Annotated in this window: 14 protein-coding genes and 2 pseudogenes; 7 read left to right on the plus strand and 9 right to left on the minus strand. The window is 69.8% G+C overall.

What is annotated here, in order from left to right; genetic code table 11:
• Nucleotides 1-119: 119 nt before the first annotated feature.
• The 8 genes from ACZ51I_RS31430 to ACZ51I_RS31465 all read right to left on the minus strand — a co-directional run bounded on the left by ACZ51I_RS31430 (nt 120) and on the right by ACZ51I_RS31465 (nt 6,274).
• Complete coding sequence (locus ACZ51I_RS31430; RefSeq protein ID WP_468882731.1) at nt 120-257, minus strand: hypothetical protein; 138 nt, start codon at nt 255-257, stop codon at nt 120-122.
• 222 nt (nt 258-479) lie between these two features.
• A complete protein-coding gene (locus tag ACZ51I_RS31435) occupies nt 480-1,349 on the minus strand; it encodes an alpha/beta fold hydrolase (protein WP_468882734.1) in 870 nt (289 codons plus the stop codon).
• 22 nt (nt 1,350-1,371) lie between these two features.
• Entirely contained in the window at nt 1,372-2,124 is a 753-nt protein-coding gene (locus ACZ51I_RS31440) for an SAM-dependent methyltransferase (protein WP_468882736.1), read from the minus strand.
• Nucleotides 2,121-3,347, minus strand: a complete 1,227-nt coding sequence (locus ACZ51I_RS31445) for a glycosyltransferase (RefSeq protein WP_468882739.1) — start codon at nt 3,345-3,347, stop codon at nt 2,121-2,123. The genes ACZ51I_RS31440 and ACZ51I_RS31445 overlap by 4 nt, the downstream gene beginning before the upstream one ends.
• Nucleotides 3,348-3,456: 109 nt before the next feature.
• A complete protein-coding gene (locus tag ACZ51I_RS31450; protein WP_468882741.1) occupies nt 3,457-4,245 on the minus strand; it encodes a VOC family protein in 789 nt (262 codons plus the stop codon).
• A gap of 58 nt (nt 4,246-4,303) precedes the next feature.
• On the minus strand, nt 4,304-5,305 hold the full coding sequence (locus tag ACZ51I_RS31455) for a GNAT family N-acetyltransferase (RefSeq protein ID WP_468882744.1): 1,002 nt from the start codon (nt 5,303-5,305) through the stop codon (nt 4,304-4,306).
• Nucleotides 5,306-5,408: 103 nt separating this feature from the next.
• Entirely contained in the window at nt 5,409-6,050 is a 642-nt protein-coding gene (locus ACZ51I_RS31460) for a hemerythrin domain-containing protein (RefSeq protein ID WP_468882747.1), read from the minus strand.
• Nucleotides 6,047-6,274, minus strand: coding sequence for a hypothetical protein (locus ACZ51I_RS31465; RefSeq protein ID WP_468882750.1), 228 nt, complete (start codon nt 6,272-6,274; stop codon nt 6,047-6,049). Before ACZ51I_RS31465 ends, ACZ51I_RS31460 begins: the two co-directional genes overlap by 4 nt.
• 94 nt (nt 6,275-6,368) lie before the next feature.
• Here ACZ51I_RS31465 and ACZ51I_RS31470 point away from each other — a divergent pair, with 94 nt between their 5' ends.
• The 6 genes from ACZ51I_RS31470 (at nt 6,369) to ACZ51I_RS31495 (ending at nt 10,446) form a co-directional block, all read left to right on the plus strand.
• Nucleotides 6,369-7,262 carry a LysR family transcriptional regulator gene (locus ACZ51I_RS31470; protein WP_468882752.1) on the plus strand — a complete coding sequence of 298 codons (894 nt, stop codon included), beginning with the start codon at nt 6,369-6,371 and terminating at the stop codon, nt 7,260-7,262.
• Between the two features lie 236 nt (nt 7,263-7,498).
• Entirely contained in the window at nt 7,499-8,266 is a 768-nt protein-coding gene (locus ACZ51I_RS31475) for a hypothetical protein (RefSeq protein WP_468882755.1), read from the plus strand.
• Entirely contained in the window at nt 8,263-8,391 is a 129-nt protein-coding gene (locus ACZ51I_RS31480; protein ID WP_468882756.1) for a hypothetical protein, read from the plus strand. Before ACZ51I_RS31475 ends, ACZ51I_RS31480 begins: the two co-directional genes overlap by 4 nt.
• 239 nt (nt 8,392-8,630) lie before the next feature.
• On the plus strand, nt 8,631-9,926 hold the full coding sequence (locus ACZ51I_RS31485; RefSeq protein ID WP_468882759.1) for a helicase HerA domain-containing protein: 1,296 nt from the start codon (nt 8,631-8,633) through the stop codon (nt 9,924-9,926).
• A complete protein-coding gene (locus tag ACZ51I_RS31490) occupies nt 9,911-10,276 on the plus strand; it encodes a hypothetical protein (RefSeq protein ID WP_468882762.1) in 366 nt (121 codons plus the stop codon). The genes ACZ51I_RS31485 and ACZ51I_RS31490 overlap by 16 nt, the downstream gene beginning before the upstream one ends.
• Nucleotides 10,273-10,446: a hypothetical protein gene (locus ACZ51I_RS31495; protein ID WP_468882764.1), complete on the plus strand. Its 174-nt coding sequence runs from the start codon at nt 10,273-10,275 to the stop codon at nt 10,444-10,446. Before ACZ51I_RS31490 ends, ACZ51I_RS31495 begins: the two co-directional genes overlap by 4 nt.
• A gap of 456 nt (nt 10,447-10,902) precedes the next feature.
• On the opposite strand, the pseudogene ACZ51I_RS31500 reads toward ACZ51I_RS31495, so the two are convergent.
• Nucleotides 10,903-11,033, minus strand: a pseudogene (locus ACZ51I_RS31500) (IS5/IS1182 family transposase); the annotation flags it as partial.
• A gap of 27 nt (nt 11,034-11,060) precedes the next feature.
• Between ACZ51I_RS31500 and ACZ51I_RS31505 the strand changes: the two are divergent.
• A pseudogene (locus ACZ51I_RS31505) lies at nt 11,061-11,184 on the plus strand (MerR family transcriptional regulator); the annotation flags it as partial.

Here is an 11,184-nt window from a genome sequence, read left to right on the forward strand (position 1 = left end):
AGCACTGGATGATGGTGCCCGCCGTTCGGCGTAGGCCGCAGGATTACCGTTCGCTTTCCATTGAGTGGGCGTCCGGGAGTAAAGAGTTTTTGAGAGGCACGACGATGAGCCCACGTCCTTCACACCCGGTAATGGCGCTGCCAGTCCAACGGCCACGGGCCGTTCCGGTCCTCGTCCACCGCGGCCAGCTGCTGCGCCCACTCCACCACCCGCTCCGCGTCCTTTCCCAGGCCGCCCTCCCGCCAGAAGTTGGCCATGTGCTGGCCCGAATGCGGCCCCCTCGTCGCCACTCCGCGCCACCCACCTGCCGCCGGGAACCGGCTGCAGCCGTGGAACGCTTCGAGAGCGCAGAGAAGACCCCTCGCCGGTAGTGGGGCTCGGCCGCCAGGTCGTTCTTCAGCTGCTCGTGTTTGCCGATCGGCAGATGGGTGGTTCGTGGGTGCGCCCGCACGGGCACTCGTTCGCTCACGCCGGTCCGATCACGCCGGAGCGGGCGGGCCCGGGAGCGTTGCAAGGTCGGCCAGGATGCGGGCAGCCGGTGCCGGGTCGACCAGCCACTTCAGGTGGCTTCCCTCCAGAGTGCGCACGTCGTAGGGGTTGGCCGGCGTCAGCGCGTTGCCCTCGCGGATCAACCGGTTCTGCAGGGCGAGAGGCAGGCTGGTGTCGTTGGCCAGGCGTATGTAGGTCTTGGGGACCCGGCCCCAGGTCGCGGCCTGCGCCCGGTCGGCGGAACCGCCGGCGTCCAGGTTCTCGTCAGGCTGGAAGGTGTTCAGGAAGGTGAGGAACTGCTCGTCGGTGCCGTCGGCGAAGAAGGCTGCCTTGAGCGCTGCGAGCGCGTCCGGGTTCGCGGTGCGGAAGTTGACGCGGAGCAGGCCGAGCTCGGCAGGGTTTCCGGCCAGCGCCGGGGCAAAGGCGGCGGGGTCGACCGTGGCCATCTCCGGCTCGGCGTAATAGTCGTTGACGTCGAGGTCGACCGGGCACCAGGCCGAGACGTAGACGATGCGGTCGATCAGATCCGGGCGGGCATTGGCCGCGGCCGTGGCCGTGACACCGCCGCGGCTGTGGGCGACGAGGATCACGGGGCCGTTCTGCTTGGCTCGTTCGAGGATCCCAATGAGGTGCGCGGCGTTGTCGGCGAGCGTGACGCCCTTGATCGAGCCGGGCGTGGTGGCGAGTCCCTCGGGGTCCTGAGGGGACTGGTAGGCGCGGGTGAAGGTCGCCTGGAAGCCGTGGCCGGGCAGGTCGACGGCGACCGAGCGGTGCCCGAGGAGGCCGAGCTCCGCCTGCAGGGGCGCGAAGGAGAAGGAGTTCGCGAAGGCTCCGTGGACCAGTACGAACGTCGGTTGCATCTGTGTACTCACTTCTGGGTACTCACTTTCCGGTCGTGATGAGGGGGGTCTCACGCAGGACCAGGGAGAGGAAGCCGAAGCTGTCCCGGTATCCGTGCAGCCACTGCGAACGCTGAGCGGTGGCCCTCTCCAGCACCTGGGCGCCAGCCGGATCGGCGGCATGGTCCAGAGCCCAGTCGGCCAGCGAGCCCCAGCAGGCCCACTCATAGGCGTCCAGCTCGTTGCGGGTACTGACATGGCCGTGGACGGGGGTCCAGCCGTCGGCGACGACGCGGTCCACCGTGGTCGCCAGGTCGTCGAGGTCACCGAACGCCTCGACCGCCGCCGGCGAAGGGGCGCGGTCCCAGAACGACTCGCCGATCAGGACGCGGCCGCCGGGGGCCAGGTGCTTGCGGGCCGCCGCGAGGGTGGGGAGGAGACCGCCGAAGGCGTGGGTGGCGCCGACGCTTATCACCAGGTCGAACGGTCGTGCGGAGGCGAAGTCCGCGGCTTGGTGGTGGTGGAGGATCAGGCGCTCCTCGACCCCGAGGTCGCTCGCTGCCCGGCGGGCCCGGGTCAGCGCGACCTCGGAGACGTCGACGCCCTCGGCGTGCAGGAGCGGGCGGGTCGCCAGGGCGCGCAGAAGCCATTCCGCGGTGCCGCATCCGAGGTCGAGTACGCGCTCGTCGCCCCGCGGGAGGGCGCGTTCGAGTAGCGCGCCGACCGATTCGTCGTCGAGCGGGGACTTGATCGGGTGGTCGGCGTGCGCGATGTCGGAGATCTGTTCGCGGTTCACCGGCGCGGCTCGCTCGAATCGAGGAGCAGCTTCGCGGCCACCGCCGTTCCGTCGCCCCGGACCGTGCCCGCGACGGCCTTCGCCCGGGCCGCGGTCTCGGGAGCCAGCGCCCTGCTGAGCGCAACCGAGAGGGACTCGAAGGTCGGGACCGGGCCGTCGTGGGCCGCGCCGATGCCCAGTGCGGCGACCTGGGCCGCCCAGTGCGGCTGGTCCACGAACTGCGGTACCACCACCTGGGGTGCGCCGGCCCGGGCGGCCGTCGTCGTTGTGCCCGCACCGCCGTGGTGGACGACGGCGGCCACCCGGGGGAACAGTGCCTGGTGGTTGACGTCACCGACGGCGAAGCAGTCGTCCGCGTCGTCGACCAGGCCCAGGTCGGCCCAGCCGCGCGAGACGAGTATGCGTCGGTCCTGCGCGCGGACCGCCTCGACGGTCACCCGGGCGACGTCCGTCGCCGCGCGCATGGGCATGCTCCCGAAGCCCACGAACACCGGCGGTGTGCCGGCGTCCAGAAACTCCTCCAGGTCGGTCGGCAGCGGGCGTGCGTCCGGCAGGATCCATGCGCCGGTCTGTACGAGTTCGAGGTCCGCCAGCTTATGCCACGGCCCCAGGACGGGGTCCGCCGCCAGCCACGGCCGGTCGCCGAAGACATGGTCGCGGACGTTGTCCACCGGCGGCAGCCCGATCTCCGCCCGGTGGGCGTTCAGCGGCGTGAGGTACAGCCCGTTCACCTTCTGGACGTCCAAGTCCCACAGCGCTCGGTTGTCGGTCATGTCTATGCCGTCGGTGGCTATCGGCGGGCCCGGCCGCGACGACGGAAGGTAGTGCGTCGACGGCATCTCGAACGGGTGGAAGCAGGCGTACACGTAGCGGATGCCCAGCTTCTCGGCCACCGACCGCGCGCCGGCCGGCATCAGGCCGGTCGCCACCAGCACGTCGCATCCCTCGGCCGTCTTCGCAATCGTGTCGAAGTGCTGGGCGACCAGCTCGGCAGCGAACTCGGTCGCGAAGCCGGGAGACGGCGGCGCCCCCGTCACAAGCGGGCGCACCGCCCGGCCGAACGGCACGTGCTCCACACCGACACCGGCCAGCAGCTGGGCGAACTCCTCATCCGGAGGCGCGCACACCCGCACCTCCGCACCGAGTTCCCGCAGCTGCGCCGCAAGGGCGGCCGGCGGCATGATGTCGCCGCGTGACCCATAGGCCATGATCAGCACACGCATGTCGTCATTCTCGTTTCTGTGTATTCCGGCCTCGGCCGGTGATGGTGCGGGACGGCTCCGGTTCGCGCCGGAAGCCGCCGGGAGACGGGGTGGCGTGCGGTGGCCCCGGTCACCGGGCCCAGGGAAGCTCGCGGGTGCCCTGCGTGCCGGGAACCGAGGCAACTCCGTCGGTGCGCATCGAGACGTGGGCCTCGGCCCGTTCCGAGGCGTGGATCCGGCGGACGAGGGCCGGCGGCAGGATCAGGCTCTGGCCTGCCCGCACCTTCTCGGTACGGCCGTCGCAGGTCACTTCCAAGGCCCCCGCGGTGACCGTCCAAACCTGCTCACGGCTGACGGAATGCTCGGGGCCGCTCGCGCCGGCCTCCATCAAGACCGTCCAGGTGCTGACTTCCGTGCTGCCGCGGCTGGGGGCGGCGAGGCCCGTCATGGTGGCGTTCGGGGAGACGGTGACGTCGTCGGCCGAGGGAGTGATCACCTGGACGGTGGCGCCTGTGCTCCCGCTCCCGTACGTGCCGGGGTGGGGGACGGCCCATTCGACGAGCTGGACGACGATCCCGTTGGGGTCGGTCATCTGGAACAGCCGCTCACCCCAGGGCTCCTCCCGCAGGGGCATGGTGATGGGGGCGCCCGCCGCACGCAGCCGGGCTTCCTCCGCGGCGAGACCGGTGACCGTGAGCGCCAGAATCAGCCCGCCCGCTTCCCGGTCCCGCTGCTCGGCGGGCAGGACCTCGGTGCCCTTGCGGAGCAGGACGAGGTCAACGGCAGCGTCCTCGCGGGTCAGTGAGGCGAAGCCGTCCTGGGCCATGGCCACTTCGTAGCCGAGGTGGGTGCAGAAGAAGTCGCGGGAGGCGTCGACGTCGGCGACGGTCAGTGAAAGGGTTGATGTGGACACGTGCATGACAGCTCCTCGGGAGGCGTGCGCTGTATTGAGTGGGGAGTGGGGGTGGGTACGGGGATCAGGCCGCGGGCACGTCCAGCTGGAACTCGCGGGTGCGCCGGTATGAGCGGAAGCCCAGCTCCCGGTTGACCGCGAGCATGTGGACGTTGTCTTCGGCGTTGTCGGTCTCGATCTCGACGACGCCGGGGTGCTCGGCGCGCAATCGGCGCACCATGGCGGTTTTGAGCCACAGCCCGAGGCCGTGGCCGCGGTGCGCGGGCACGACCGCGGTGTCGTACTGCTGGGCCCGGGGCGCCGCGCCCCGCGGGAGCAGGATCTCGGTGTATCCGGCCATGGCGCCGTCGTCGTGGACGGCAGCGAGGGTCAGCAAGATGTCGCTGCGGTCGGCGACCACCTGAGCCATGGCCCGTACACGGTCGGCGTCCCAGCTCTCGCTGCCGTAGTCCAGGTCTCCGACGGGCATGTCGTTCATCGCGTTCTTGGCGGCGGCGAAGGCGGCGGCGAGGTCGTCGGGCACCGTGCCCGTCCAGCCCGTCAGCCGGTAGCCAGGGTGCTCGGCCTCGGCCACCTGGAGGACAGCGGCTTCGTCCAACTGGTCCAGTTCCAGGATCAGGTGGTCGAGGGCCAGTGCTTGGCGGAAGCTCCGTCTTTCGCAGAAGGCTTCGCCCGGTCCGTCGGCCGCCACCCCGACGATCAGACTGCGCCGGTCCTCGGCATGGCAGGCCGCCACGACCGCCGACAGCAGGAGGGAGCCGGTGCCCAGACGCCGGTGCGCGGGGTCGACGTGCAGCTCCAGTTCGGCCAGGTGATCCCGTCCCGGGGAGGTGAACAGCCGCAGGCCCGCGACTCCGACCGGGCTGCCCTCCGCTCCGGTGGCCAGCCAGTTCAGCCGGTGGCTGTTCAGCGTGGGCTTGGTGAGCTGGGCATGGATCTGCTCGGGGCCGGGCGGTGGTACGTCCGGCAGGTCGTGGGCCATCGAGGCGGCGACGACCCGGTGCCAGGCGGCAGCGTCGGCGGCCGAGATGTCGTGGAGCGGGGTGAGGTGGACGTGCTCAGGCAAGGGGATGACTCCAGGAATGCTTCCGGGGAAACGTAAGTTCGAGCTGCGGACGTTGCGCACTCATGCCGCATGCACGACTGCGAGGGGCAAGGCAGCCGGCGCGTCAGTGCGTCGGAGCAGCGCCAGGACTCCACAGGTCCAGAGCGGTATACGCCGGGGCCCACTCGGCGGCATAGGCAACGCGAATGGTCGCCGGCAGGGGAGCGAGCAGCTTCTCCACCGTCCGCTCGTCGGCGCCGTCCAGCAGCCACGGCAGCATCAGCGGTGCGTCCGGGCAGATCAACTGGGCCTGCACCTGACGGAAGCGGCCCCACTGCTCGGCCGTCAACGCCCGCCGGACCAGCGGCAGGGCCGAGTCCTCCTCGTGCTTGAGGTGTCCTGCCAAGCCGGTGACCAGTGCGTCGGTCAGGATGCCCAACCCCAGACGGTCGACCTCGGGGGCGAGAGCCGCGTCGATAGCCTTGACCAGCGGGACGATGGCGGCGTGTTCCACCTCCATCGCCTCCACAAGAGCCAGGTCCTTCGGGCGACCGGCCAGACGTCCGCGCAGCACCGGCCACAGAGCCTCGTCCTCGGCCGTGTGGTGGGCGCAGAGAGCCTTCTTGAACAGCGCCCATCCGGCCGTGGCCGGTAACTGCGCGGGGTCACGGTCCGCGCCGGTGGTCATCCGGTCCAGATGGGCCAGCTCCCGGCGCAGTGCATCATGCATCGCGTACACCAACGTCAGGTCGAAGGCATCGCTCATGGCCGGCCTCGGCCCCGGGACCCGCCGGCCGGTTCCCGGACCGCGCTGGTGTGGCAGTCGAACCCACGGGTCACGCCAATCGGCAGGGTCAGGGCGGACAGTCGCTGCTCGTCGAAGTGCGCGGACAGCTCCTGCCACAGCTCCTCCGGTACGGCGTCCGACGCGAGGGCGGCCAATCGTGTGACCTGGAGGACATGCCCGGGATCCTTCACGCGTGATTGCATGCCCTCAACCTTCCTGCGGGTCGCAATCATGATCAATGTAAACTTCCGCGCGGTTCGATAACCGCTGGGTTATCGGCAAGGGGCTGGGGGGCCGGTGGAGCTGCGGGACATCGAGATATTTCTGGTGCTGGCGGAGGAGCTGCACTTCGGCCGGACGGCACAGCGGCTGCACGTCTCCCAGGCGCGGGTCAGTCAGGCCATCAAGAAGCAGGAGCGGCGCATCGGCGCCGCGTTGTTCATCCGCACCAGCCGCACGGTGCTCCTGACCGAGGTCGGCCGACAGTTCCGCGACGATCTGAAGCCGGTCTACGCGGGCCTGCACGACTCCCTAGAGCGCGCCAGGCTGGCGGCCCGCGGCATCACCGCACAGCTCCGCGTCAGCATGATGCCCTTCAACGTCGCCGATCTGCACCCCTACTGGAAGGCATTCCGCTCGCGGTATCCGCATTGGGGACTCCAGATCCGCCCAGCCCCCTTCAATGATCTGTTCGGCCAGCTCCGCAGCGGTGCCATGGACGTCATGGTTGTCTGGCTGCCGGTGGAAGAGCCGGACTTCACCGTCGGGCCGATCCTGTGCACCGACACCCGGATCCTTGCCGTGGCCGCCGACCACCGGCTCGCCGAACGGGACACCGTGCCACTGGAGCTGCTCGCCGACTTCCCGCACGGCACTGCCCACGTCATGCCGGACTACTGGGAGGACAGCTACCTGCCCTTCCACACCCCACGAGGCCGACCGATCGAGCGCCTCACATCCGCAACCTCGGATAGCTCCGATGAGCTGATCAGCCACGTCGGTATGGGCGAGATCATCAACATCTTCCCCAGCCACGTCACCAGGCACTGGGGCATGTCGCACATCCGATGGCTTCCCCTCCCCGACATGCCCACCATGCACTTCGCTCTGATCTGGCGGACGGAAGCCGAGAACGACCTCATCCGCGCTCTGGCCGACACAGTGCGCGACCTCGGCGTCTTCCATTTCTGATGCCGCGCATCGCCACCGGATGCAGAACATCGAGTGGGCTCCACTCAGTGAGCTGCCGCCAACTTGAACTAGCAGGTCAAATGGCTGGTGTGACCGATCCTCGGGGTACTCGCGCTGGTCGTGGGCGGGTGTCTGAGGCGTAGATCGTTAGCCAGCGGCCTCGGGTGGCGGGGTTCGGGATGGCATCATGTCGGCCCCTCGCAGAGGCGCGGATCCGCGCCTGGGATCATGAGCGGATGTCCGAGGAACCGAACCCGATGTCCAGCCTGTGGCCGCTCGTGCCCTCCGAGGTCACCGGTTGGCTGCTGGAGCTGTGCGGTGATGGCATCACGGGGTTCATGCCTCCGGCGATGCCCGACGCGGTGTGGGTGCTCAACGCCATGTACGAGCACAACCTGGGCCCGGCCGATGTGTCGTACCACGAGTACCACCAGGTACGGCTGGCGGACGGGAGTGTCCAGCCTCACGTCGTCGGAAGCATTGACCTCGACGCCGTGGGCATCGCCACCGGGGGAGGGCTGGGCCGCGCCCAGCACCCAGGCCCCGGCTGGCGGCGGCTTCGCTGGGCGGAGCTGGCCCGGCGGAGCGGCGACCCGGTCGTGCCTGACGGGTTGATGCCCTCCTACCGTTGCTTTCCCTCGGCCAAGAAGGAGGGCAGTTGGCCGCTGGGCATGGTCCCGCCGACCGAGGGGAGCCTGGACCGTGAGACCTGGAACCGGCTGATCGCCATCCTCACCCGGTTCAGCGCTGCGGGCCCGGACACCTGCTGCCTGGCCTACTACAACCCGCTGACGCTGGGGGCCATCGACTTCAACAACCTCCATGTGCGCGCGGGCCGGATCGGCGACGCCGAGATCCTTTACGACGAGTCCGAGGCCGACTTCAGCCCGTCCAACCTCTGGGCCGAGGACCGCTCGTGGGTCCTGTGCACCGACTACGACCTGTGGGGCACCAAGGGTCGCCGGGCCCCCCGACCTCATCAACGCGTTGCTGAACGACAGTGAAATCGAGGCAGTTCGTCTGCCTTGGGCGCACTGACGACAAGCTGCTCGAAACCTTCGACCCCGGCCGCGCCACCCGTCTCCTGCGCGCCCTGCTCGTCCTGACGAACCTCGAAATCAACCGCTGACCGATGATCTTCTCCGAAGACTCCCGCTCACGACCAGCACGAGTACCCCAGGGACCGGTCATACCAGCCCCTTGACCTGCGGTTTCAGGTTGGCAGAGGCTCAGTGACTCACCATGGTGTGGACGGCGGTTGTTGCCCAACCGAGACAGCACTCCTGGCGCGATGGTGAGTGCAGCGGTAAGGCCCGCACCGAAAGGTGGAGGCATCCCTACGCCGCCGATCCTTCCGAGAAGCCGTTGATGTCCTCTCCCTCGCCCCGCGGTCTCGACGAGGCCCTCGACAACCTGGCCGAGGCCGCCGGCCGGTTCTTCGCCGGCCAGGACCTGGACGGAGTCCGCCGTACGGACGCGACGTTCTGGCAGCCCGGGCGCCGCGTCGTGGTGAAAGACGCCGACGGCCCGGTCCGCCGCGCCTCCTACCGAGCCGGCTGGCACCGGCTCACCGTCCGCATGACCGCCCTTGCCGCGGCCGCCGGCGGGGCGTACGGCTACCTGCACCACCCCGACGCCGTCACCCAGGCCCTCACCTACGGCGCTCCGATGGCCGCACTCGCCACGGCGGCCTGCGGCGCCACCTACCGGATCAAGGGCCGCGAACGGCGCGAGCTGCTGCAGGAATGGGTCGTGCCCCTGCACCAGGCGCTCGCCGGCCCCCTGGGGATCTCCGAGCACACCGACCCCCGCACCTACCTTCACGTGCCGGCCGACTTCACCGACGATGAGGCCGGGATCCGTATCGACCTCCCGCTCCACCTCCGGTTCAGCCGCGAGGCCGTCGCCGAGCTGGTCATGCAGAAACTTGCCCTGCAGAACGCGTCCTTCTCCTGGCGCCTGGCCGGCCGCGACCCGCACCTCATCGTCAAGAAGAAGGACCGGCCGCCGGCCTCGCTCGGCCTGAACGACCCGGGCGTGCGCGAGCTGCTCGCCTCGGTGCCGGAATCCGCGCCGCTCATCGGCCTCGGCGCGGGCAAGCAGAAGGTGTCGGTCGACCTCGACCACGACTCCCCGCACGTCCTGATCTCCGCAGGTACCGGCGGCGGCAAGTCGACCATCCTGCGCACGATCGCCTGCCAGTTCCTCCATAACGGGGCCCAGGCCCACATCCTCGACTTCAAGCGGATCAGCCACACCTGGGCCCGCGGCATCCCCGGGGTGAACTACTGCCGGGACATCGCCGACATCCACGACGCCCTGATCGAGCTCGGCGCCGAGGGGCACCGCCGCATCCGGCTCGCCGAACAGCTCGGCGACGACGTCCTGGCCTCCGAACCCGACCGTGTCGGCCCGCGGCAGGTGATCCTCCTCGAGGAGATCGACGCGACCATGGCCCAGCTTCGCCGCTACTGGGAGAAGATCCGCAGCAGCGACGACCCCAAGACGAGCCCCGCGATCGACGCGCTTGCCGAAATCCTCTTCATGGGCCGCCAGGTACGCCTCCACGTCCTGCTCGTCGCCCAGTCCGCCACCGCCCGCGCACTGGGCGGACCGGAGATGCGGGAGAACTTCTCCACCGGATCCTCGTGCGCTACACCCTGAACGCCTGGAAGATGCTCGTCCCCGAAGTCCACCCCGCGCCCAAGCCGACCCGGCACCCCGACCGCGTCCAGGTCGTCCTCGGCGGCACCGCCCGCGAGACCCAGGTCCTCAACCTCTCCGAAGCCGAAGCCGAAGCCGAAGCTGAAGCCGAAGCCGAAGCCGAAGCCCGCGCCTGGGCCATGGCCGGCGTCCCCGGCCGCCAACAGCCACTCACCCTCCACAAGCCGGGCACCACCGGGGGCAACCCGTCAGCCGCGGAGAGCGGGACCATCCCGGAAACGGCCAGGGCGGCCGGGAGCGAAGCGGGGCTGGTCGGTCTCCGGCCGCGCAGCAGGAGCTGGACGGCATGACCCTCGCCGGCCTGCGCTGGGCCCGCCGCAACGACCCCGAGTTCCCTGCCCCCGCCGGCAGATCCGGCGCGGAACACCTCTATCGACTCGCAGACCTCCACCAGTGGGCCCGCAACCGGCCCCGCACCCGGGAGACGAACCCGAAAGCCCCGGGCCGGAGCGTCGCCTGACCACGTTGGACGAAGGTCAACCAAACAGCTTTCCGTCAGGCAGAAGGTGCCCTGTCCGAGGTCTGGTCAGCTTCAGTCGTGGTCGCCGCCGTGACAGCCGTACAGGCCGCAGATCACAGCCTTGCCGTCCTCCCACGTCCCGTTCCCGACGGTGCATGCAGGGAGGAGAACGATCCGGAACGGGCCGCCGTCCTCCACATCGCCCACCATTCACGGCCGGGCGTCCGGCTGGACTGCACGAGCGTGCTGGGGGGGCTGCATCAGGGTTGAGGGGCCTCATACAACCGCATATCGAAACGCTGTTCCCTTTGTGTGGAATGGCGGGTTAGTGTCCCCTTCAAGCAAGATCCCGCAAGGGGGGAGCACCACATGAACCCCGCCGAAACCGCAGTCGGCCCGGGCGACCGCCTGGCATTCGCGTCGACCCCGACGGACTCACACCCCGACAGGTCGCGATCGCTGGCGGTTGGCTCGCTGGTCCTTCGGCTCCGGGACGGTGTGCTTGATGCGGCGTCTTCGCAGGTAGCTGCGATTACGGCGGGAGCTGTATGCCTTGCCGCGCTCACGTGGTCGGGCCGGGTACGCGGCCCGACCCCCCAGCGGTCGAGGTGCAGATGACAGCAGACGACTCGTACGGCCGTCTCGACGACGACTACCCCGCCTACACGATGGGCCGCGCCGCCGAGATGCTCGGCACCACCCCCGCCTTCCTGCGTGCGCTGGGCGAACACCGCCTCA

It is taken from the genome of Streptomyces sp. NPDC034084, assembly GCF_055575535.1.

Excerpts from the sequence above, each read along its gene's own strand:
- ACZ51I_RS31435 (WP_468882734.1), bottom strand. The coding sequence starts at position 1,349 with ATGCAACCGACGTTCGTACTGGTCCACGGAGCCTTCGCGAACTCCTTC.
- ACZ51I_RS31445 (WP_468882739.1), bottom strand. The coding sequence starts at position 3,347 with ATGCGTGTGCTGATCATGGCCTATGGGTCACGCGGCGACATCATGCCG.
- ACZ51I_RS31465 (WP_468882750.1), bottom strand. The coding sequence starts at position 6,274 with ATGCAATCACGCGTGAAGGATCCCGGGCATGTCCTCCAGGTCACACGA.
- ACZ51I_RS31495 (WP_468882764.1), top strand. The coding sequence starts at position 10,273 with ATGACCCTCGCCGGCCTGCGCTGGGCCCGCCGCAACGACCCCGAGTTC.
- ACZ51I_RS31460 (WP_468882747.1), bottom strand. The coding sequence starts at position 6,050 with ATGAGCGATGCCTTCGACCTGACGTTGGTGTACGCGATGCATGATGCA.
- ACZ51I_RS31450 (WP_468882741.1), bottom strand. The coding sequence starts at position 4,245 with ATGCACGTGTCCACATCAACCCTTTCACTGACCGTCGCCGACGTCGAC.
- ACZ51I_RS31485 (WP_468882759.1), top strand. The coding sequence starts at position 8,631 with ATGTCCTCTCCCTCGCCCCGCGGTCTCGACGAGGCCCTCGACAACCTG.
- ACZ51I_RS31430 (WP_468882731.1), bottom strand. The coding sequence starts at position 257 with ATGGCCAACTTCTGGCGGGAGGGCGGCCTGGGAAAGGACGCGGAGCGG.
- ACZ51I_RS31475 (WP_468882755.1), top strand. The coding sequence starts at position 7,499 with ATGTCCGAGGAACCGAACCCGATGTCCAGCCTGTGGCCGCTCGTGCCC.